The sequence below is a fragment of the uncultured Aquimarina sp. genome, from assembly GCF_947500065.1.
Taxonomy (GTDB): Bacteria; Bacteroidota; Bacteroidia; order Flavobacteriales; family Flavobacteriaceae; genus Aquimarina.
The window spans coordinates 19950-41629 of sequence record NZ_CANMQT010000007.1 but is presented as its reverse complement, the minus strand read 5'-3'; the positions used below and the strand labels follow the sequence as shown (position 1 = coordinate 41629).

At 31.8% G+C, this 21680-nt stretch carries 20 protein-coding genes; 12 read left to right on the top strand and 8 right to left on the bottom strand.

What is annotated here, in order from left to right:
• Window positions 1-25: 25 nt before the first annotated feature.
• The 4 genes from Q0975_RS19220 to Q0975_RS19205 all read right to left on the bottom strand — a co-directional run bounded on the left by Q0975_RS19220 (window position 26) and on the right by Q0975_RS19205 (window position 3902).
• On the bottom strand, window positions 26-1036 hold the full coding sequence (locus tag Q0975_RS19220; protein ID WP_299439656.1) for a beta-ketoacyl-ACP synthase III: 1011 nt from the start codon (window positions 1034-1036) through the stop codon (window positions 26-28).
• Window positions 1037-1260: 224 nt separating this feature from the next.
• Window positions 1261-1542 carry a T9SS type A sorting domain-containing protein gene (locus tag Q0975_RS19215; protein ID WP_299439654.1) on the bottom strand — a complete coding sequence of 94 codons (282 nt, stop codon included), beginning with the start codon at window positions 1540-1542 and terminating at the stop codon, window positions 1261-1263.
• A gap of 342 nt (window positions 1543-1884) precedes the next feature.
• Window positions 1885-3192 (bottom strand): AarF/UbiB family protein, encoded by a 1308-nt coding sequence (locus tag Q0975_RS19210; RefSeq protein ID WP_299439652.1) that lies wholly within the window; start codon window positions 3190-3192, stop codon window positions 1885-1887.
• Between the two features lie 44 nt (window positions 3193-3236).
• Window positions 3237-3902 (bottom strand): TetR family transcriptional regulator C-terminal domain-containing protein, encoded by a 666-nt coding sequence (locus tag Q0975_RS19205; RefSeq protein WP_299439650.1) that lies wholly within the window; start codon window positions 3900-3902, stop codon window positions 3237-3239.
• A 259-nt stretch (window positions 3903-4161) separates the two neighbouring features.
• Between Q0975_RS19205 and htpG the strand changes: the two genes are divergently transcribed.
• The 7 genes from htpG (at window position 4162) to Q0975_RS19170 (ending at window position 12741) form a co-directional block, all read left to right on the top strand.
• Window positions 4162-6048 carry a molecular chaperone HtpG gene (htpG, locus tag Q0975_RS19200; protein ID WP_299439648.1) on the top strand — a complete coding sequence of 629 codons (1887 nt, stop codon included), beginning with the start codon at window positions 4162-4164 and terminating at the stop codon, window positions 6046-6048.
• Window positions 6049-6226: 178 nt separating this feature from the next.
• Window positions 6227-7210 (top strand): LuxR C-terminal-related transcriptional regulator, encoded by a 984-nt coding sequence (locus Q0975_RS19195; RefSeq protein ID WP_299439646.1) that lies wholly within the window; start codon window positions 6227-6229, stop codon window positions 7208-7210.
• Window positions 7211-7309: 99 nt separating this feature from the next.
• On the top strand, window positions 7310-10585 hold the full coding sequence (locus Q0975_RS19190; RefSeq protein WP_299439644.1) for a DUF2723 domain-containing protein: 3276 nt from the start codon (window positions 7310-7312) through the stop codon (window positions 10583-10585).
• A gap of 181 nt (window positions 10586-10766) precedes the next feature.
• Window positions 10767-11000, top strand: coding sequence for a thioredoxin family protein (locus tag Q0975_RS19185; protein ID WP_299439642.1), 234 nt, complete (start codon window positions 10767-10769; stop codon window positions 10998-11000).
• A gap of 69 nt (window positions 11001-11069) precedes the next feature.
• Window positions 11070-11792, top strand: coding sequence for a hypothetical protein (locus Q0975_RS19180; RefSeq protein ID WP_299439640.1), 723 nt, complete (start codon window positions 11070-11072; stop codon window positions 11790-11792).
• Window positions 11793-11800: 8 nt separating this feature from the next.
• Window positions 11801-12064: a DUF2024 family protein gene (locus Q0975_RS19175; RefSeq protein WP_299439638.1), complete on the top strand. Its 264-nt coding sequence runs from the start codon at window positions 11801-11803 to the stop codon at window positions 12062-12064.
• A gap of 68 nt (window positions 12065-12132) precedes the next feature.
• Entirely contained in the window at window positions 12133-12741 is a 609-nt protein-coding gene (locus Q0975_RS19170) for a MarR family winged helix-turn-helix transcriptional regulator (RefSeq protein ID WP_299439636.1), read from the top strand.
• Between the two features lie 58 nt (window positions 12742-12799).
• On the opposite strand, the gene Q0975_RS19165 is transcribed toward Q0975_RS19170, so the two are convergent.
• Window positions 12800-15112, bottom strand: coding sequence for a S9 family peptidase (locus Q0975_RS19165; protein ID WP_299439634.1), 2313 nt, complete (start codon window positions 15110-15112; stop codon window positions 12800-12802).
• 352 nt (window positions 15113-15464) lie between these two features.
• Here Q0975_RS19165 and Q0975_RS19160 point away from each other — a divergent pair, with 352 nt between their 5' ends.
• Window positions 15465-16316, top strand: a complete 852-nt coding sequence (locus Q0975_RS19160; RefSeq protein ID WP_299439632.1) for a DUF6503 family protein — start codon at window positions 15465-15467, stop codon at window positions 16314-16316.
• A gap of 71 nt (window positions 16317-16387) precedes the next feature.
• On the opposite strand, the gene Q0975_RS19155 is transcribed toward Q0975_RS19160, so the two are convergent.
• Window positions 16388-17608, bottom strand: coding sequence for a M12 family metallopeptidase (locus Q0975_RS19155; RefSeq protein WP_299439630.1), 1221 nt, complete (start codon window positions 17606-17608; stop codon window positions 16388-16390).
• 289 nt (window positions 17609-17897) lie between these two features.
• Between Q0975_RS19155 and Q0975_RS19150 the strand changes: the two genes are divergently transcribed.
• From Q0975_RS19150 to Q0975_RS19140, 3 genes are read left to right on the top strand one after another with little or no spacing between them, the layout of a single operon-like run.
• Window positions 17898-18359: a hypothetical protein gene (locus Q0975_RS19150; protein WP_299439628.1), complete on the top strand. Its 462-nt coding sequence runs from the start codon at window positions 17898-17900 to the stop codon at window positions 18357-18359.
• Window positions 18359-18706, top strand: a complete 348-nt coding sequence (locus Q0975_RS19145; protein ID WP_299439626.1) for a MauE/DoxX family redox-associated membrane protein — start codon at window positions 18359-18361, stop codon at window positions 18704-18706. The genes Q0975_RS19150 and Q0975_RS19145 overlap by 1 nt, the downstream gene beginning before the upstream one ends.
• 15 nt (window positions 18707-18721) lie before the next feature.
• Window positions 18722-19324, top strand: coding sequence for an alpha-ketoglutarate-dependent dioxygenase AlkB (locus Q0975_RS19140; RefSeq protein WP_299439624.1), 603 nt, complete (start codon window positions 18722-18724; stop codon window positions 19322-19324).
• A gap of 74 nt (window positions 19325-19398) precedes the next feature.
• On the opposite strand, the gene Q0975_RS19135 is transcribed toward Q0975_RS19140, so the two are convergent.
• Complete coding sequence (locus Q0975_RS19135) at window positions 19399-19812, bottom strand: DoxX family membrane protein (protein WP_299439622.1); 414 nt, start codon at window positions 19810-19812, stop codon at window positions 19399-19401.
• Window positions 19813-20018: 206 nt separating this feature from the next.
• On the opposite strand from Q0975_RS19135, the gene Q0975_RS19130 reads away from it, so the two are divergent.
• The gene (locus Q0975_RS19130; RefSeq protein ID WP_299439620.1) at window positions 20019-20879 is read left to right on the top strand and encodes an AraC family transcriptional regulator; all 861 of its coding nucleotides are present in this window, start codon (window positions 20019-20021) and stop codon (window positions 20877-20879) included.
• A gap of 12 nt (window positions 20880-20891) precedes the next feature.
• On the opposite strand, the gene Q0975_RS19125 is transcribed toward Q0975_RS19130, so the two are convergent.
• Entirely contained in the window at window positions 20892-21674 is a 783-nt protein-coding gene (locus Q0975_RS19125) for a S1/P1 nuclease (protein ID WP_299439618.1), read from the bottom strand.
• Window positions 21675-21680 lie beyond the last annotated feature (6 nt).

Below are 21680 nucleotides of genomic sequence, written 5' to 3'. Positions count from 1 at the left end.
ATTTTATATAAATTTTACTTTTATTTTACCATCTAATAATTGCACTTCCCCAAGTAAAACCACTTCCAAAAGCTGCTAATACAACTAAATCACCTTCTTTAATTTTTCCTTCTTCCCAAGCCTCAGTTAATGCAATTGGAATTGAAGCAGCGGTAGTATTACCATATCGCTGAATATTATTATACACCTGATCATTAGATAGTCTAAATTGTTTTTGTACAAACTGAGAAATTCTAAGGTTAGCCTGATGCGGTATTAACATATTTATATCAGTAGCGGTAAGATTGTTTTTCTCTAATCCTTCATTTATAACTTCAGAAAAACGAACCACTGCATTCTTAAATACAAATTGTCCATTCATATAAGGATAGTAAGGTATATTCTCTTGATCATTTTCTGCAATAATCTCTGGAACCCAATGCTCAGTACTTGGTCCATCTAAGGATAATTCTTTAGCGTGAGCCCCTTCACTATGTAAATGTGTAGATAATACACCACTTCCATCTTCTTGTTCATTTCTAGATAATATCATTGCACCAGCTCCATCTCCAAATATTACAGAAACTCCTCTACCTCTGGTAGTCATATCTAAACCACCACTATGATTCTCACTCCCTATAATCAAGACATTCTTATACATACCAGTTTTGATAAACTGATCTCCAACTGATACAGCATAAACAAATCCACTACATTGGTTACGCACATCCAGCGCAGGAACCGTACTCATATCCATCATATCCTGAACCCTAACTCCTCCTCCTGGAAAATACATATCAGGACTAAGCGTTGCAAAAATGATAAGATCTATATCATCCTTTGTTAATTTTGCTCTTTCTAAAGCAATTTTTGCTGCTTTTACTCCCATAACAGAAGTACTATTTCCATCTCCTTTTTTGATATGACGTCTTTCTTTTATACCAGTACGTTCCTGAATCCAGGCATCATTGGTATCCATTACTTTAGAAAGATCATCATTAGTTACAACATTTTCAGGAACATAACTTCCTAATCCCGTTACTTTTGAAGTATACATATATTATAATATTGAGTGTGTATTGTGCATAATTATAGCTCATTACTTAAAATGCTAAAAAACCGCAAAGCAAGATATGTATTCTAATGTTTTTGATAAAAGAAACTGAGACCTTATTGTATGCACGCATAACAAAAAACATCCTTTTTTTCTCTTCAAAAATAAAAAGTAATAATACCAAGAGAACTCAAAAGGTAAATTCCTCCGCTAGTAAAATAAAATCTCTAAAACTTCAATACCTTTTTAACGACCTTATGAGCTCTGTCATTAATTTCTATAGTATATAAGCCAGAAGGAAAAGGATTTAGAGATAATGTATTTCTTCTGGACAGGTCATAATCCTCTTTAATTACTTGCCCTTTTATGTTATACACAATATAAAAGGCTTTAGAATCATCAGTATGTAAATCAATATAAATAGCGTTTAACAGTTCATTTGAATATACTGAAAAAGTATGCTCTAAGGCATCTACCAAATTGTTATGACGTTTTGATTCTCTATCCATATCTAAATCCTTTACTGTCCTGACCTAAGCTATATAACAACTATCTCATAGCTATAACGGACTATTCTACATATCAAAACTAAGTAATCCAAACATCCAAAAACTAAAATGACTCTATAGAAATTTGTCTTTTCCCGATTAATTGCAAATAAAAGCTACAAAAGCATTCCCTATGTCTTAGTAACTAATGAAATCATTTGATAACGGATAATAAGTTTTTTAGTTCTTATTTTTTTATCAATCTACAGTACTTCTTAAAAAGCGAAAGGCACACCAACCACAGCATGCCTTTCTAACAACCTAACCAATAAATAAACAAACCAAAGTCAGTCGGTTAACTGACTAATGGTACTTTTCAAAATTTTTAACACGGATCTTTGATTTCAGATCATGTAGTAAATTATATAAGCCAAAAAATGTTCTATTGATATACAAGAAGTGTTTACTACCTCTATTGCCATTCATCTTTCTTAGCTCCGTATCCTTAGAATATTTCTCACTTAACTCCGTTATTTCACCCCAAAAACTTTCATCAGCAAAATCAAAAACCTCTTCTTGAAATGGTTTTGTAAACAGACTAAGCATTTCGTAGAATAACCCCGAGAAAAATGCTTTTTCTTCAGAAGAATCATCTTCTCGGAGTATTTCCAGCTCGAACATCTTTAGGGCAAAAAAATCCGGATTATCTATATTTTCTTTTTTAGCTAACTCAAAATATGGATTATAAAACTCTAAGGGAACTTTCTTTACACAACCAAAATCTATTGCTATTAAATTATCATCTTTATCAATCAGGAAATTTCCGGGATGCGGATCCGCGTGCACCGCCTTAAGAATATGCATCTGATACATATAAAAATCCCAAAGCGCCTGACCTATTTTATCAGATTTTTTCTGATCCGTGTTCTGTTTTGCAAATTCACTGATATGAATTCCATCCATCCAGTCCATTGTAATAATACGTTTACTAGATAAATCTTCATAGTAATTGGGAAATTTAAGATTCTCAATTTTTGCGCAAGCTCCAGTAATTTCCTTACTCTGTTTTACCTCTAGCACATAATCTGTTTCCTCTAGAAGCTTGCCCTCCAATTCCTGGAAATATTTATCAGAATCTTTACCTTTTAAATTAAACATTCTGATGGCGATGGGCTTAACCATCGCCAAATCAGAACTTATACTGTCTGCAACTCCAGGATATTGAATTTTCACAGCAAGTTTTTTCCCATCTTTAGACGCCTTATGTACCTGTCCGATACTGGCAGCATTAACAGATTGAGTTGCAAACGTATCATATAATTCTTCCGGATATTTTCCGTGATATTTTTTAAACGTTTTTCTAACTAAGGGTGCAGACAATGGAGGAACACTAAATTGTGCTAAAGAAAACTTTTCTACATATGCATTAGGTAGTAAATTTTTCTCCATTGAGAGCATCTGTGCAACTTTTAAGGCACTACCCTTCAGGTTTTTTAATCCATCATAAATGTCAGCAGCATTATTCTCATTAAGCTGTTCCCTAGTTGTACTAGGATTAACAGCCTTCTTACCATAATACTTAAGATAATTCCCACCCACTTTCACACCAGTTTTGACTAGCTCAGTAGTACGACCTATTTTTGTGATTGGTATTTTATCTATTGTCTTCATTCTATATTTTTATTTTTTTAACTAATTACTTCTTCAATAAAGTTTTAGTTCCACATTGCCTTTTCTTTCCACAAGAATTTTCCAAAATCTAAAATACTACTAAGAGATATATTATCAATTAAATCAAAAATTGTATTTACAGACTTCTCTATTGCTATATCGGTCTTTTCAAAACCAGAAGATTCATCTTCCATCCAAAATTTTAAAAGAAATAATAATTGAAACCAAGCTCCTTCTGAATATACTGAAATCGGGTTATTAGCTATTGTAAAAATTTCATTATCATTATCTATCTCTATTATTTCCTTTGCAAATTCTCTAATATGCTTTCTTAATCCTGAGAGTTGTCCAACATTCTTGAGAGGCATTTCGTGATATTTCAAAGTCAATAAAACATAGCTTCGATTTAATGTAAGCAACTCAAAAAATGTATAAAAGAATGTCAGCATTTTATCTTTACTAGATAACCCCAAATATTCAGCGCTATTATTCATCGCATCAATAGTAGTACTAAAAAAAGTATTCCAAATCCCCTTATTTAGACTATCTAAGCTACCGAAGAATTCATAAAACTCTTCTTCCTTTATTTTTGAGTCTTTACAAAATTTATATACTGATTTAGGGAAATTATCATGCTCCAACACATAATTCATGTATTGTGTTATGATATACTGACCATCAATTGTTTGTTTTTTATTTGAAGAAGACATGAATAAATTATTTAATTATGTAAATATAACGATTGTTTAATCTTTTTAATTAAAACTTAAACAAAAAAAACTGTTAAAGTTGTTTCACAAAAAATGAAACTTATTACAAGTGTTTTACAATAGACGAAACATCGGTATCATACTTACGATTTACCGATTAAAAAATCATTTCAGTGTCAGTTTGTCAGCAATGTACAATTGGTATTTTTTTTGACTATAAAAACTTCAGAAGTGATAATTAAAATTAAAACATAATAAAATGGCAACAGGAAGTATTAATGTATCTGTAGAAAACATTTTTCCTTTGATTAAAAAATTCTTGTATTCTGATCATGAGATCTTTTTACGAGAATTAATATCTAATGCAACAGACGCAACTCTTAAACTAAAACATTTAACAAATATTGGAGAAGCCAGCGTAGAATATGGTAATCCCACAATTGAAGTTAAAGTTGACAAAGAGAATAAACTACTACATATTATCGACCAAGGAATCGGTATGACAGCTGAAGAGGTTGAAAAATATATCAATCAGGTCGCTTTTTCTGGTGCTGAAGAGTTTTTAGAAAAATACAAAGACAGTGCAAAAGATTCTGGAATCATTGGACATTTTGGACTCGGTTTTTATTCAGCATTTATGGTAGCGGAGAAAGTGGAGATCATTACCAAATCTTACACAGATGCACCAGCAGCCCATTGGACTTGCGATGGTTCTCCAACGTATACTATAGAAGCTCATGACAAAACAGAGAGAGGTACTGAAATCATTCTTCATATTGGAGAAGAAGATACTGAATTCTTAGAAGAAAATAGAATCAGTGAATTATTAGTAAAATATAACAAGTTCATGCCTGTTTCGATCAAATTCGGAACGAAGACAGAAACATTACCAAAACCAGAAGGAGCAAAAGAAGAAGATCCTGCACCAACTCAGGAAGTGGATAATATTATCAATAATCCGAATCCTGCCTGGACCAAACAGCCAGCTGAGCTGAAAGACGAAGATTATAAAGGTTTTTACAGAGAGCTATATCCAATGCAGTTCGAGGAGCCTCTATTTAATATTCATCTTAATGTTGATTATCCATTTAATCTGACAGGAATTTTATATTTCCCAAAGCTTGGTCAGGATATGAGCATGCAAAAAGACAGAATCCAACTATACCAAAATCAAGTTTTTGTAACAGATAATGTAGAAGGGATTGTACCGGAATTTTTAACGATGTTACGTGGTGTTATTGATTCGCCAGACATTCCATTAAATGTTTCCAGATCTTATTTGCAAGCGGATGGTGCTGTAAAGAAAATCTCTAGCTACATCACTCGTAAAGTGGCAGATAAATTAAGTTCTCTATTCAAAAATGACAGAGAAGATTTTGAGAGCAAGTGGAATGACATAAAAGTAGTCATTGAATACGGAATGCTATCTGAGGATAAATTCTTCGAAAAAGCAGATAAATTTGCACTATATCCTACAGTTGATAACACTTATTTTACTTTTGAAGAGTTACAGGAAAAAATCAAAGAAAATCAGACTGACAAAGACAATAAGTTAGTAGTTCTTTATGCGTCTAACCAAGATGAGCAGCACGCATATATTTCTGCAGCAAAAGATAAAGGGTATGAAGTTTTATTATTAGACTCTCCTATCGTTTCTCATTTAATCCAAAAATTAGAAACGAGTAAAGAGAATATCACTTTTGCTCGTGTGGATGGAGATCATATTGATAATTTAATCAAGAAAGATGAAGAAACAATTTCTAAATTATCTGATGAAGAGAAAGAAAGCCTTAAGACTGATCTGGAAAAAGTAATCCCAGCGGATAAATATACCGTGCAATTAGAAGCAATGGATAGTAATGCATCGCCATTTATAATTACACAGCCTGAGTTTATGCGTCGTATGAAAGAAATGCAACAAACTGGCGGTGGCGGAATGAATATGTTTGGTAATATGCCAGAGATGTTTAATCTTATTGTGAATACTAATCACGAGTTAATAGGCCAGATAAAAGACACTAAAACTGACAAAAAGAAAGAACGCCTAATCAAGCAATCTTTAGATTTAGCAAGGCTTTCTCAGAACCTATTAAAAGGTGAAGAATTGACCGATTTCATCAAACGTAGTTTCGAGATGATAAAGTAAGGTTAGAAGCACTTTTACTTTCGGATCTTTAGTTTTATTTTAGAAAGTTGTGCTTTTAGAATATAGATATAAAACCGCTTCGCTGTAAAATCAGTTGAAGCGGTTTTCTTATTTCCACTATATCTAACATATTTTATTATTTTTACAATATTACTTTTCCATCTAGATCATAAGACAAATGAGAAATAACATCTTTCTTTTCGTATTAACACTATTACTTTGTTTAAAGACGAATAGCCAAGAAAGTGTTTCAGGTTATTTACAGTTGGAAAATCCAAAAGACTGGGAAGAAAAGGTGCTGTTAAGTAAAGTAGTATTAAACGATACTGCTAATGGCCATACCTATATACCTATAACTTCTTCTAGTATTTCTGAAAAAGGATACTTTTCTTTTGACCAAAAATGGTTTGATAACAATGATCATATATACAGAATTCATATCAATCCAATCAAAACAGCATCCAAACTTACTGAAGTTATTAAAAATTTTAAGCTATTCATTTTATCAAAAAATGATTCTATTTATTTTGAAAAAGGAACATCACTGTTTGACTCTTATGTTACTAATAATAAGGCTGACAAAGAATGGCAGCAACTAAAAAAATTCGAATCTAAATTTGATAGTTTACACGATGATTTTGATACAGAAAAGTACTTACTCAGGACTAAAGGGTATGTAAAAGATTCTTTACAAATACTTTTGGTAAAACTAATAAGTATTAAAAAACTTGATGATAAGAAATTATTAGAAAAAGATATTAAAGAAAATACTGCATACTATACTGATTTATTAGAAGAATTAAAATCCAGTGAAATCGATCCTGCTCTATTCTTATATCTTGAAAATAAGCTTTCATTAATTTATCAGGAAAATACACATCAAAAATATTCAATTAGTATGTTACTAAATGGTATCGCCGGATTCGTTATACTAATTCTTCTTTTTTTTATTATTAGAAAACGAAGAAATCGTAGAAACAATAATTCAGTGCCTTTAAGCAAACAAGAAAATACCATTAAAGAATTAATTATTTCTGGAAAGAGCAATAAAGAAATCGCCAATGAATTATTTATTAGTATCAACACTGTAAAGACTCACATCTCTAACATTTACAGCAAATTACATATCTCTAATCGAAAAGAATTACTGCTGAAAAAATAAAATCATACCGGTACTAGTACTTTATTACAACTTATAAAACCTCATCGTTTTTAATTTTTATTATTCATTTGATTACTTATAAAAACGTAATCAATATAGATGAATACATCTCTTTACAAAAAATGGAATCTTATACTAGGTTGGACAGTATTTACTATTTCTCTCGCTGTTTATGTAAGCACTGTTGAACCAACAAATAGTTTTTGGGATGTCGGAGAGTATATCGCTACATCTTCAAAACTACAAATAGGGCATCCTCCAGGCGCTCCTTTATTTCAGATGATTGGAGCATTTGCTTCGGTTTTTGCAACGCATCCAGAACAAATAGCATATACTTTGAATATAACATCCGGAATCGCTAGTGCATTTACCATACTTTTCATGTTCTGGTCAATTACTATGTTACTCACTAATCTAGCAATAGCCAGATCAAGTCTTACAAAAAGTTCTTGTATAACAATATTAGGAAGTGCTCTTACGGGTTCCTTAGCTTTTGCTTTTACTGATAGTTTTTGGTTCAATGCTGTAGAAGCCGAAGTATACGCAATGGCTACTTGCATTCTGTCTGTTCTATTCTACTTGGGGTTATTATGGCAACGCGATATGAATCAACCAAAAGGAAATAAATGGATTATTTTAATATCTTTTATCATTGGACTATCCTTTGGCGTACATTTTATGGGATTGCTCTCGATTCCTGCTATTGGTTTACTTTATTATTTCAAAAATTACAAGAACATAACTTTCAGAAATTTCATAATAGCCAACCTTGTTGTAGTTGCTATATTGTTGTTCATTTTTAAATTGCTACTACCCTATACCCTAGCGTATTTTGGCGCTACAGAAATATTTTTTGTCAACGCTATAGGATTACCATTCCATTCAGGAACCATCATCGCCGGAATAAGTTTGATACTGTGTTTTTATCTAGGATTAAAATATACTAGAAAGAAATCTTATTATTTACTGAACACTTCTTTACTCTGTACTCTTTTTATATTAATAGGGTTTTCTAGCTGGTTGATGATCCCTATTAGAGCAAATGCAGGTACCGTAATTAATGAGAATAACCCAAATAATGCTAGAGAATTACTAGCGTACTACAACCTGGAACAATATCCAAAAACACATTTATTTTATGGACCTCAATTTACCGAAATCTATAGCAATCTTGATGAAAACGAACCATATCTTGATGACAAACCAAAATATGAAAAAGATATAAGCACAGGTAAATACATAGTTGTTAATGATTGGAAAAATGCGAGACAAAATTTAGACAATAATCACAAAACCTTATTACCAAGGATGTGGAGTTCAGAACATATAAGTAACTATATGCTATTTAGTGGATCCCTACAATTCTCTATCAAAGCGGAATACCAAGATGAAAAAGAATTAGTGGACACCGTAATTGATTTCAGGAAACAATATGCCTCTGGCAAAGTAGACAATACCGATTATCATAAATTTTTGGAGTCCTTTAGTAAATTTTTAGATGTAAAACCTCCTTCGTTTTTGGATAACGTATCGTATCTGTTCCAGTATCAAATTAACTATATGTATTGGCGTTATTTTATGTGGAATTTTGTTGGCAGACAAGATGACGTTCAGGGTAAATTATCTTCTTTGCATGGTAATTGGCTTAGTGGAATTTCATTTATCGATGAATACCATCTAGGATCACAAAGTAACCTACCAACTGATGTAGCAAAAAACAAAGCTAGAAATACCTATTATTTTATTCCTCTTATTTTAGGTCTTATAGGAGTATTCTTCCAGTTCAAATATGATAAAAAGCACTTCTGGGTATTGCTTGTTTTTTTCTTGTTTACCGGATTATCATTAAAAATATATCTCAACGAAAGACCTTTTGAACCTAGGGAAAGAGATTACGCCTTAGTTGGTTCTTTTTATGTATTTACAATATGGATAGGGTTTGGAGTATACGCGCTTTTCGATATTCTAAAAACTCATATTAATTCGAAAAAAGCGGCATATATTACTATTCTAATTTCACTTTTAGGAGTACCTTCTTTATTAATTGCTCAAAACTGGGATGATCACGATCGGTCTAATAGATATACCGCTCAATCCTCTGCAAAAACATACTTATCCTCTTGTCAGAAAGATGCCATTCTATTTTCTATTGGTGACAATGATAGTTTCCCATTGTGGTATACTCAAGAAATAGAAGGATACCGAACAGATATACGTATTCTCATCACCAATTTATTAGCAACTGACTGGTACATAGATCAAATGAAAATGGCTGCTTATAATGGTAAACCTGTACCCTCACAATTAGAACATAGCTTTTATACTTACGGAAACAATGATGCCGTTTTCTACAAATCAGTAACAAAAGACACCATGCTCATCAAAAACTGGATGCGTTGGGTTACATCAGATGATCATAGAACAAAAGCAGAACTCATGAACGGTAAAATAGTATCTACTTTTCCAACCAAAAACATAAGAATACCTGTAAATAAAGAAGCTGTACTTAGAAATGGAATTGTTTCTAAAAAGGATGCTGATAAAATAGTTCCGTATATAGATATCCACCTAAAAGGCGGCTACATTCCAAAACATAGACTTGTAATGCTTGATATTATTGCCAATAATAATTGGGAGCGACCAATTTATTTTACAGGAGGCAGTTTTGGTGATGATGATTACGTCTGGATGAAAGACTATTTACAACTAGATGGAATGACTTATAAACTTGTACCTATTAGGAGTGAGGTCAATCCTAACAATCCATATCAAATGGGAAGAATCGATACTGATGTGATGTATAAAAATGTTAAAGGATGGGATTGGGGGAATGGAGAAAGTTCAGAAATATATCACGACATAGAAACCAGAAGAAACGGCATCTCATATAGAACTAATCTTAGGAGACTTGCTGATCAATTAATTAAAGAAAAGCAGCTACTTAAAGCTGAAGAAATCTTAGATTTAGGGATAGAAAAAATGCCTTTGGATATCTATGAATATTATACACCATTACACTCTTTTGTAGATAATTATTATCGAATTGGTAAAAAAGAAAAAGCGAGATCTCTCTGGAAACAATTAACCAGAAAATATCAAGAACAACTATTATACTTCGAAAGCTTATCCTACAAACGACAACAAGAACATTTTGAAAGCATCATGGATAATGTAACGTATTATCGGGATCTTGTGAATACCTTAGTTAAAAATCAGGACACAGAACTTATGGATACAGAAATAGACACTTTTAATCGATACATTAATTTGTTTCCCAGATTCTTTGCTAAACAGGAAAAACCTCAACCTAATACTACATTAGAAAATGAAGAAAATTTATTGAAAGAACTAAGGTCGAAGCAGGAAATTAAGTAATTTAAGGTTAAATCAAAATCTTGGCGCCCCTAGATAGTCGAGCTTCCATACTATGGAATATTATCCTTTTTTAAATGAATCAATAGTTATTTTGTGTTAAAACTTATTAAAATTATTTTATAGTTAGGATTCCTTACTATATTTGTGTAAGAATTTTATTAAACTTTAAAAAATCATTAAAATGAGTAAATCAATTTTTTATCATGCAGGATGTCCCATTTGTGTCAACGCCGAACAAGACATCGTAAACCTAATTGGAGCTTCGAATGTAGATATCATCCATCTTGGAGAGAAACAATCACTAATTAATAATGCGAAGAATGCGGGTGTTCAATCCGTTCCGGCTGTAGTAACTCCTAATGGAAACGTATTACATATTAATTTTGGCGCGTACATATCCGATATAAAAAAGTAAAAAAATTTAAATCAAATAGTGAGGATTCCTAACTAAATAAATTCTAACTATTCTAAAACTAATAAAATTATGAAACATTTATTTTTTTTAATAATTATACTATTGAGCAACACATTATTTGCTTGTGATGAATGTAAGAAATACGATAATGATAACTTAAAAATTACCGCAGTTAGTGTTACGCATCTAAAGGATATATCCAGTACTATTTGGGAAATTAAAGTAAAAGGAAAAGCTGGAGAAACAACTCCCGATCCGGCTGGGCAACTTAATGGTGCTCCGGTTTTGGGATATGTTTTTCCAACTACATTAAATCCTACTGATGTTGGTTTTAATAGTACTGAAGGAATTGTAGCTCTCGCATTAACATCCCATCCAGATTTTGATGACACTCCATTATGGGATGAAAATTATGACAAAAAGTATGATAATGATGGTATAATATGGCACCCACATTGGGTAGTTCTTCATCCAGACAAAAGAATAAAAGGAGGATTATCTGTAAAACAATTTAAAAAGGGTGACACCACAGTAAAACTTCCTCCTACCAATCCCGGGATGCCTATGTATATGGATTCTCCAGGTTTTCAGGTTATTACTAAAGGAAATTCTATCAAAGTGGTTATCCCTGATTATAGAATAAGTAATCAAACTAATTTTAAGTTTGATGCTGTCTCTGCCTATATGCAGGTAAATACAGAAAAAAACGATCTTCCAATGCTTGGTGTTTATGAAGTATATAGTGTTCTAAGTACCGATCTATCACTACCCTATAATGTTAAATTCAAATAATCGAAAAAATGAAAATAGCTGTTTGGGATACTTATGTTAATCGAAAGGACGGATTGCTAATGCATTTTGATATTCTTGTTTCCGATAAAATCAAAGATAAAGATCAAATTTTTGAATATGGTAAAACGTATCTAAATACTAAACCTTTCGAAACTTTTAATATAACATCCGATGAATGTAGATTTTGTCATATTGAAAAAGCTTCTTCAGAAGTTACTAATCTTATAGAAACTAAAGGGTATGCCATTATCGAAATGGAAAATTGTCATTAGAAATGAAATAATTAATTAGGATTACTAACTTTGCTGCTAAGAAAGCTAAACTTTCTTAATAGTTTTATATGGATAAGAGTATTTTCAACATACCGTTTCAACATGATGATATCAATGCAAAAATAGTTATTAGCTTAGAACGTATTTCTGAAGTTTTCCGTGTTTTATTATGGGAATATGCAAAAGAAATCAAACTAAGTCCTATACAGATACAAATCATGATTTTCGTAGCGTATCACAAGGAAAACTTATGTACTGTTAGCCAGTTAGCAAAAGAATTTAATCTTACTAAGCCTACTATTAGTGATGCTGTTAAGGTTTTAGAACAAAAAAAAATGATTTCCAAAAAGAAAACATCTACAGATAGTAGAAGTTATTATATCGGTTTAACCGCTGATGGAAAAAAAAGTGTTTCTGAAACTGAGCACTTTGCGAATCCTATAAGAAAACAAATTGACAACTTCAATCAGGAGGAGCAAGAATCACTATTAAAAACTCTTAGTTCTTTAATCTATAAACTTAATAAATCCGGAATTTTATCTGTTCAGAGAACCTGTTATGCATGTAAATTTTACGAAAAGAAAACTGAAAACAATGATTTCTGTAATCTTATTCAAACAAATCTAAGTACTAAAGATATCCGATTAGATTGTCCTGAGTTCGAAAAAAAGTCATAAAAAAAACCTCCTGACCCAAGTTTTCAGGAGGTTTTTACTACATTCTAAAAAAGGAAAACTATCCTTTAACAGGTTTTGTAGTTTCTTTTTTACCAATATGTTTTGCATAGAATCCCATCATAGCTTTATACATAGCAATTGAGTTTTCTTCTTTACCAAAACCATGTCCTTCATCATACCGTACCATATAAGGCACATCAAATCCTTTATCACGTAATGCTTTTACGATCTGGTCAGATTCATCAATATTAACACGAGGATCGTTTGCTCCCTGTACCACAAACAATGGTTTTTTTATCTTATCGATTTGATATACTGGAGATACTTCTTCCATAATAGCTTTTTCTTCCGCTACATCTTCATCATACCAGATTTCTTTAATAATCTTTAAGTATGGCTTCCAGTATGGTGGAATCGTTTTCATAAAAGTAAATATGTTCGATACCCCTACATAATCCACACCACAAGCATACAAATCTGGTGTTTTGGTTAATCCACGTAATACCGCATATCCACCATGACTACCTCCATAGATTGCTACTCTGTCTTTATCTACCCAACCTTGATCAATTACATATTGTAATCCATCTTCTACATCATCCATTGCTTTTCTCCCGATTTGTTTGAATCCTGTTTCTAAGAATTCTCTACCATATCCTCCAGAGATTCTAAAGTTTACTTGTAATGTTGCATACCCTCTACTGGCAAACAATTGCGATTCTGGATTAAATCCCCAAGAATCTCTTATACCTTGTGGTCCACCATGTGGATTTACTACCAATGGTACTTTTTTACCTTGTATAGCTTCTTTAGGAAGTGTGATGTATCCGTGTATAGTCAATCCATCTCTACTTTTAAAAGTAATAGGACGCATCTCTGCCATATCATTCTCCTTAAGCTGTGGCATTAAATTATACAATAGCTTAAATTCATCCTTAATAGCATCATATGAATAGTATACTCCATATAATTTGTCACTTTGAAAAAAGATCAAATACTTGTCTTCTTCATCCGTTTTCCCAGCAATTGAGTACTGATGATCAGGAAATTCTTTGGTAATTCTTGTATGTAATTTTTTATAATAATCACTTACAGGAATGACTACTCTTTTTTCACCTTGATATGAGAAATAATCTAATTCATATCCTCTTTTTCTTGATAACGAAAGATTAGAAACATCATACTTATCATTAGAGAAAACTTTTTTAATTACTTTATCAGCCTTAAGATCATATAAATATATTTGAGATTTATCTGTATCTAAATTAGAAACCACATAGGCATCGTGAGGATTTTCTGTAGAATAATCATAGTTTAGAATAGAAAAAGTATCTTTCCAATTCATTTTTTTGATAACCTCGTATTTACCATCTTCTTTAGCATAATAAAAATCTACGTTTACGCCATCTCTTATTTTACCGTAACCTCTAAGATTACCATCTTTATCAAAACTATATCCTGCAATAGGGTTAGCCGCATCTTCATTCTTAAATAATTGCTTAATTTCTCCAGTAAGTATATTAATTTTATAAGGTTCAAAGATTTGCTTATTATTCTTATTCATCGAGATGATCATATGATTCACATCTTCTTTCAAGCCTTCTAGAATATTTACCTGTACACCTTCATAAGGAGTCAATTCTTTTTGATCTGTCCCATCAATATTAGCAGCAAATAAATGATAGTCTTCATTTCCTCCTTTATCCATTACATACACCAATCGCTCATTATTAGCCCAACCATATCCTCTGATTAGTTCTTCTTTCTCTTCTATTACACGGGTAACCTTATCCGTAGCAATTTCTTTTACATATACGTGGTTTTTACTATTCTCATCTTTCTCTCTATAAGAAAGATATTTTCCGTTTGGAGAAAACTGAAAACTTCTTGCTTTTGGTCTTGCAAAATAATCTTCAACAGAATACTTATAATTCCCTTGATCCAAACTTGCTATTTTTTCTAATTCTGTATCAGAAGAAACCAATGCTGGATTTCCTGGTATTGTTTTCTCTGATTTTTCCATTTCTAATGGTAGTTCCATTCCGCCTTGATAAAAAGTTCCTTTTAGTTTACTATTTTCCAGAGATGCTACATATTTGATCCCTCCTTGTTTAAATGTCAAAGTTAATTGATTGTTTTCAAAAACTGTTGAATCCATTGGAATTCCAGTTGCACCTTGAGAAGGACTATCCATTGTAGAAGATAAAGTACCTTCTTTTTCTTCAACATTGAATACCAAGGGAATTTCATTTCCTTGAACTGATAGTTTTCCTTTCCAGGTTCCTTTAACTTCTTGTCCATACGTTTGGGTAAATGATATGCATAACACAACTAAGAATGCCCCCCATACTGTTTTAAATAATTGTTTCATTTGATTATTTTTTGATTTTTAAGGTTAGATGGAATTCGCTTTTAATTACTCTAATAATTTATTAGTCTAATTTTAACAGCTCATTTCATCTGTTTATAAAATTGATTATGAAAAAGTGAATGTATACGATGTTAGTAATCAACATTAGTTTTTTGTTACATTATTTGCCAACTTTTAACAAGAAAAAAGAACACAGCCATCTGGTTTTTAGACTTAAAAATACACAAAACCAGTGTTTTGTTTGGCCCCAATAACAGAATCAACCTGTTATATCTGTTACAATTTTCATAAAGATTACATCACTATTTTAAGGTTTTTAGTACATTAGGCAAGTAACACAAATAACCTCATAATGAAAAGATTTTTTATAGCACTACTAACTATCTGTATTCTTAGTTGTAATCAAGACAAAAAAGAAGAAAGTAAAGAACCCGAAGTAATAGAAAACAATGAAATGATTCCTGTAGAACCCAATAGTGGTATTGGAGATGGAGCTTTATCAATTACAGATAATTTTATCAAAAGAGTAGAGAAAACTCATAAAAAAGACAGATTCTTAACTCACAAAGCGGTTAGTTTTCGTATCAAAATCCTTTTTGGTGGTAAAGAGCATTTGGATGGTAAGATTACTATGCTTACCAATTCATCAAAGATAAGAATTGACAAAAAAGATAATAGCAAGTTAATCTATGATGGTGAGAATGTATATCTATGTCCGGCTGATGCCAATGATAAAGGAGCACGTTTTGATATGTTTACTTGGACATACTTCTTTGGATTACCTTATAAACTAAGTGATCCCGGAACCAAATGGGAAATGCAAGATGACAGAACTCTTAACAATATTCCTCATAGTACTGCTAAGCTTACTTTTGAAGCTGGAACAGGAGATGCTCCAGATGACTGGTATGTTATCTATGCGGATCCTGTTGCTAAATCACTACAAGCCGCAGCATATATTGTAACTTTCGGAAGTGATGGTGATACTTCTAAAGCAGAAGCAGATCCACATGCCATACATTATAAGGAATTTACAACTGTAGATAATATTCCTTTTGCTACTAAATGGGATTTCTATGGATGGACTTCAGAAAAAGGAATGACGGATACTCTGTTAGGAGAAGCGACTATTACTGATATTACTTTTTTAGAAAGTGAAGGAGCACTATTTGACGATCCAGAAAATTCTAAAATAATCGATTAGATCGAATTATTTCTAAATAAAAAAACACCGCAATATGAGCGGTGTTTTTTAATTCATAAATTCGATGAAATTTACAATCCCAAAATTACGAATTCCTCCCAGTTCCCTATTGATGTTCTATTACAGGTCATCGATTTAGCTCCATTTTCTGAACTTATATATTTACCGTTATTACCTTTTAACGCATATTTATTTCCTCCTCTACTAACCAAAGTAAATTGTTCCCACGAACCAATTTGAGATCTATTACAAATAATAGGGTTAGCACCGTTTTCGGAACTTATGTATTTACCATTATTCCCTTTTAATGCTACTTTCCCTCCACTAAGTGTGACTACTTGAAATTTTTCCCATCCTTGGGCAGATGTTCTATTACAATTCATGGGTTTACTACCATTTTCACTACTCACATACATACCATTACTACCTCTTAGTTCTATTGTATTGCCTGATGTAATTGGCGGGTACATTTTATCGATTCCGGTTACATCACTATTGGATAACCCAGTACGCTGCGCATTATAAGTACTTCCATTTACACGAGTAATAGTAGGCTGACCATTTTTAGAAAATGCATAAGATCCATACATCATGATACTTCCTAAATCTAGATTAGAGGTATATTCATTACCATCCTGTCCTTGTTCGATATACGTTCTAAAATTAAATTCTTTACCGCTTTGTATATTTTCGAACAATACCTTTATATACTGATCTCTATCTTTTCTACTTTGTTCATGCCATAATCCTATTGCATGACCAATCTCATGAATAGTATTACCTGTAGAACAACCATTTGCTAAGGTGATGTCTTGTCGTCCCCCAATACGTCCAACATAAGAAGAACATCCGGATCCATTCCTAAAATACACATAGTCAGATTGGTTGGTACGCTTTACAAATTTCAAAGCAGTTTTAGATTCCCAATGAGTAATCGCATTTGTTATACGAGCCTGGTTAGGCATTCCGCTTTGAATAGCGTAGTATACGGTATTATTTGGCCATCTTCCTCCTGTTCTACCTACTCCCTTATCAGTATCAGAAAGCAGAACTTTTATATCTCCTTCTAATATGTAATGTTTATTGATACTCTCTACATCTACCTCTTCTCCATTAAGTATTATCCTTAGCAATTCTCCAATTTCATCAGGATATGCCTGCTCTAACATAAAATCCTCATTTAAATCTTGTTGTTCGTTAGATTCAAATTCTTGTGATTCGCAGGAAATAAATAGCACACTTATTATTAGCCCCAATAATAAGTGCATCGAGAGTTTAGAACAATTTTTCATAATTGAGTTTGTGTTAGTTTTAAAAGCCAATACTATATTAGTAATTACTTTTCTTTCTATTCTATATAAAATACTAAGTGCTTTCAATTTTTTGAAAAACGATGTAGATAAAAAAGTATTCGTTTTCCATTAATAATAAAAAGTTTAATAAAAATGTTGAATGGGAAACTTTACAAAATTTTATATTCGTAGAAATCTGCACAAAGGGATAACGTTAAAATGAACCATCTTAATCGTATTTTTTTGTATCTTTAGTAAACACAAGTTTTTCAAATTAAAATTCACTCACATGACTGCGCTATTTAAAAAGTTACAGCTTCCTCCTTCCCTTGATGAGATATTGATATTGAATGAACCGGAAGGGTTTTGTAAAGAGTTGGATTGTTTAAAGGGTATTACTATTAAAGAGTCTTTGATACAAGTATCTGAAGTTGATTTTGCGTTAGTGTTTGTTACAGAAAAAAAGCAAATTGAAAACCGAATTGAAACTGTATACCCTAAACTAGTGGGTGATGGAATACTTTGGTTTGCATATCCTAAAAAAAGCTCTAAAAAATACACCTCAGAAATTACTAGAGATCATGGCTGGGGCGTACTTGGTGACTATAACTTAGAACCTGTTAGACAAGTAGCAATCGATGAAGATTGGACTGCTTTACGTTTTAGAAAAGTAAGTTTCATAAGAAATATGACTCGAATTAAAGATTTTGCACTAAGCAGCGCAGGTAAAGAAAAAACTACAGGAATTTAATGAATTGGCATTTATATATTCTATCAGCTATTTTTATAATAGCGGGTATTTTTCATTTAATTAAACCAAAGGCATTTATGAGAATTATGCCTTTATACATCCCATATCACAGACAGCTAGTATACCTAAGCGGTATAGCTGAGATAGTTGCTGGTTTAGGTCTTCTTTTTTCACAGACAAGATTTTTTTCATTATGGACAATGATCGGGATGCTTATCCTGTTTTTTCCCGTTCATATACATATGCTGGTTAATAAAAAAGCGAGTCTTAAATTACCAAAACCGGTTCTTTTTTTTAGACTATTACTTCAATTTGGCTTAATATATTGGGTACATTTGTATCTTTAAATCAAAGAATTTACGTTGAACTTATTTGCCTCAGAAAATGACTGCATCCCATTAAATATGATAGATGGAGATGTACTGTATTATCCTACTTTTTTTGACACTAATCAAGCCAATCGTTTATTCCAAATCCTAAATGATTCTATTCAATGGCAACAAGATGATATTAAAGTCTTTGGCAAAATATACAGACAACCTCGTCTTACTGCCTTATATGCTAATAATAAAAATACTTACTCCTATTCTAATATTACCATGAAACCTTATCAGTTTACAGAAGAGTTATTAATGATTAAAGAAGAAATAGAGAACATAAGTTCAGGAACATTTACTACTTGTTTACTTAATCTTTATAGAGATGGTCAAGACAGTAACGGCTGGCATGCAGATAATGAAAAAGAGCTTGGTCCAGAACCAATAATAGCTTCTGTAAGTTTTGGAGAGGAAAGGTGGTTTCACTTTAAGCATAAAACGAAAAGTCTAAAACAAAAAATCTTATTGCAACATGGTAGCTTACTAATAATGCGGGGGAAAACTCAGGAAAACTGGTTACATCAATTACCAAAGTCTAAAAAAGTCATAAAACCACGTATTAACCTTACCTTTAGAACTATTCATTAAAAACCCTTATTAAAAGCTACAAGAGTTTCTATAATAAAACAGAAAACGCTATAAAATGGGTGTTAACTATTCGCCTATATCACTAGATACGAATTCCTTAAATAATCCATGGACTTCAGGTTATAATTTTCTTTATGCCAAAGTATTAAAATAATAAAGAAAAAAACTAGATGTACTAAGGCTAGTTCAAGTGAATTAGCGTCTAATAGGAAAAATGCCAGAAACAGAAATAATAAAGCCGCTCCCATGAGTACTTTCCTTGTAAAAAAACCTAAAGTTAAAAACATTCCTACTATAAACTCTTCAAAGGGAACCAAAGGAGCAAGAGCTTCTATAAAATTATAGTTAAACAATGTAGCTTTGGTAAAGTAGGCATCTATCTTCTGTAAAAACTCAGAATAAAAAAACACATTGTAGGTACTGTGCAATGCTAAAAATATACCAAACAACACTCTTACAAGCGTGTATAAATAAATCCTAAATTTCATTTCCGATTTGTGTTAAAAATTCGAATTGCAAAAGTATATACTAACTCATTTTATTTACTTGTAGAATTACAGCAACTACTTGTACAAAAACACACAACTAACTAGCTATCAAACAAATCAAACGTTTTCGTTGAAAAACACTAGTACAAAAAGCACTAATTTTTGTTTGGTTTTATTTTTGTAACTTTAAAACAAAAGAGTTGATTATGAACCGTTATACCTTACACGAGACTTTTGTTGTACATCAATATTCATTTGATAAATGGGAAGCGGAACCACACAATCACAATTATTTCGAGATTATCTTTGTTGAGAATGGAAGTGGTTATCATACTATCAATGGTATTAGATTTCGCTATAAAAAAGATGATATATTTCTATTAGCACCAGAAGATACTCATCATTTCGAAATAGAAAAACATTCTTCTTTTACGCATTTTAAGTTCACTGAACTTTTGTTTTCCAGTAAAGTGAACTTACCCGATAGGAAATATTGGTTGCAAAGAATTGAGCAACTTCTTCATCATCCTAATATTATTCCTGGAGATGTAATTTCTCATGAAGAAGACCGAAGAATTATTTGGGATATTCATAATGTAGTTATGGAAGAATTCAAAAACGAGAAAATATATTATCAGGAAATTATTTCTAACGCTATTAGTACAATATTAAGTATTATTGTTCGCAATATTTCTGCCAAATACAGTTCTAATAATAGAAACGTATCACTAAATGATTCTCGAATAGATCAAATACTGGGACATATCAGACAAAATGTATATGACAATGACCTAACCAAAATAAGCTATATGGCGGATAAATTCAATATGTCTCAGAGTTCAATCAGCACATATTTTAAGAAAGCCACAGGAGAGTCAATCCATCAATATGTAACAAAATACAAAATGAAGCTCGTTGAATATAGGTTACAAAATACAGAGTTCACTATTGCAGAAATCGCATATCAGTTAGGATATACTGACGAAAGTCATCTTACCAAAACTTTTAAGAAGTATTTCTCCATGTCTCCTAAACAATATCGGAAGGACCTGGTAATAAGTGATTAGCCAATATATTATTTACCCAAAAATATCATTTAATATTTTAGCTAATCGTATTCCTCCTTTTTGTAATTGAGATCGCACAGTAGGAAAATGTTCATACATATATTTATAACCCAACTTTTCTCCTACGTTAGCAGAGGCGTATACTTTTTTTGCAAGACTTTGGGACTCATAAATCCAATCCAGAACTTCTCCTTTTCGTATTTCTTCTAACTGTAAGGTAGATAACTCATTAGCATTACTGGCTAATTCTGTATAACTCATATTATAATAATCAATCATTTCACTATCCCAAACTCTATGTAAATTAGATCCATCTCTAAACCAACGTACCTGGATATCATTTCCACCTTTATCTTCTCCTCTCCCTACGTGTAATGGTTGATGTAAATCTCCAACAAAATGTATCAACATTTTAAGGTAAAATTCTTTATCTTCTTCAGAAGAAGTATCACTTTTTAAAACCTCTATACATTTTTGTATTCCTTGAACTAAGTCTCCACGTTCGTTAGGAGTATCTTCTCCGTACTTTTTATCAAAATCGAAATTAACATAATGCCAAGGGCCATATTTTCTATATCGTTCATCACTTTTTATTTCATCTGCATAAACAGAAACAAATGCCAATCCTTGTCCTTTAAGAAGTTTAGTAATATTTCGTTTAGCCTTTTTAGTAAGATAACTATCTGCTATTTCACCGGTAACTCTATGCCCCGTTTTCCCCCAATCTTCTGTTATAGAAAATCCATTAAAAGAAATAATTGTTAATAATAAAAGTATGACGTATCGAGTATTCATTAGTTT

Coding starts and splice junctions, on each gene's coding strand:
- Q0975_RS19220 (WP_299439656.1), bottom strand. CDS start 1,036: ATGTATACTTCAAAAGTAACGGGATTAGGAAGTTATGTTCCTGAAAAT.
- Q0975_RS19215 (WP_299439654.1), bottom strand. CDS start 1,542: ATGGATAGAGAATCAAAACGTCATAACAATTTGGTAGATGCCTTAGAG.
- Q0975_RS19210 (WP_299439652.1), bottom strand. CDS start 3,192: ATGAAGACAATAGATAAAATACCAATCACAAAAATAGGTCGTACTACT.
- Q0975_RS19205 (WP_299439650.1), bottom strand. CDS start 3,902: ATGTCTTCTTCAAATAAAAAACAAACAATTGATGGTCAGTATATCATA.
- htpG (WP_299439648.1), top strand. CDS start 4,162: ATGGCAACAGGAAGTATTAATGTATCTGTAGAAAACATTTTTCCTTTG.
- Q0975_RS19195 (WP_299439646.1), top strand. CDS start 6,227: ATGAGAAATAACATCTTTCTTTTCGTATTAACACTATTACTTTGTTTA.
- Q0975_RS19190 (WP_299439644.1), top strand. CDS start 7,310: ATGAATACATCTCTTTACAAAAAATGGAATCTTATACTAGGTTGGACA.
- Q0975_RS19185 (WP_299439642.1), top strand. CDS start 10,767: ATGAGTAAATCAATTTTTTATCATGCAGGATGTCCCATTTGTGTCAAC.
- Q0975_RS19180 (WP_299439640.1), top strand. CDS start 11,070: ATGAAACATTTATTTTTTTTAATAATTATACTATTGAGCAACACATTA.
- Q0975_RS19175 (WP_299439638.1), top strand. CDS start 11,801: ATGAAAATAGCTGTTTGGGATACTTATGTTAATCGAAAGGACGGATTG.
- Q0975_RS19170 (WP_299439636.1), top strand. CDS start 12,133: ATGGATAAGAGTATTTTCAACATACCGTTTCAACATGATGATATCAAT.
- Q0975_RS19165 (WP_299439634.1), bottom strand. CDS start 15,112: ATGAAACAATTATTTAAAACAGTATGGGGGGCATTCTTAGTTGTGTTA.
- Q0975_RS19160 (WP_299439632.1), top strand. CDS start 15,465: ATGAAAAGATTTTTTATAGCACTACTAACTATCTGTATTCTTAGTTGT.
- Q0975_RS19155 (WP_299439630.1), bottom strand. CDS start 17,608: ATGAAAAATTGTTCTAAACTCTCGATGCACTTATTATTGGGGCTAATA.
- Q0975_RS19150 (WP_299439628.1), top strand. CDS start 17,898: ATGACTGCGCTATTTAAAAAGTTACAGCTTCCTCCTTCCCTTGATGAG.
- Q0975_RS19145 (WP_299439626.1), top strand. CDS start 18,359: ATGAATTGGCATTTATATATTCTATCAGCTATTTTTATAATAGCGGGT.
- Q0975_RS19135 (WP_299439622.1), bottom strand. CDS start 19,812: ATGAAATTTAGGATTTATTTATACACGCTTGTAAGAGTGTTGTTTGGT.
- Q0975_RS19130 (WP_299439620.1), top strand. CDS start 20,019: ATGAACCGTTATACCTTACACGAGACTTTTGTTGTACATCAATATTCA.
- Q0975_RS19125 (WP_299439618.1), bottom strand. CDS start 21,674: ATGAATACTCGATACGTCATACTTTTATTATTAACAATTATTTCTTTT.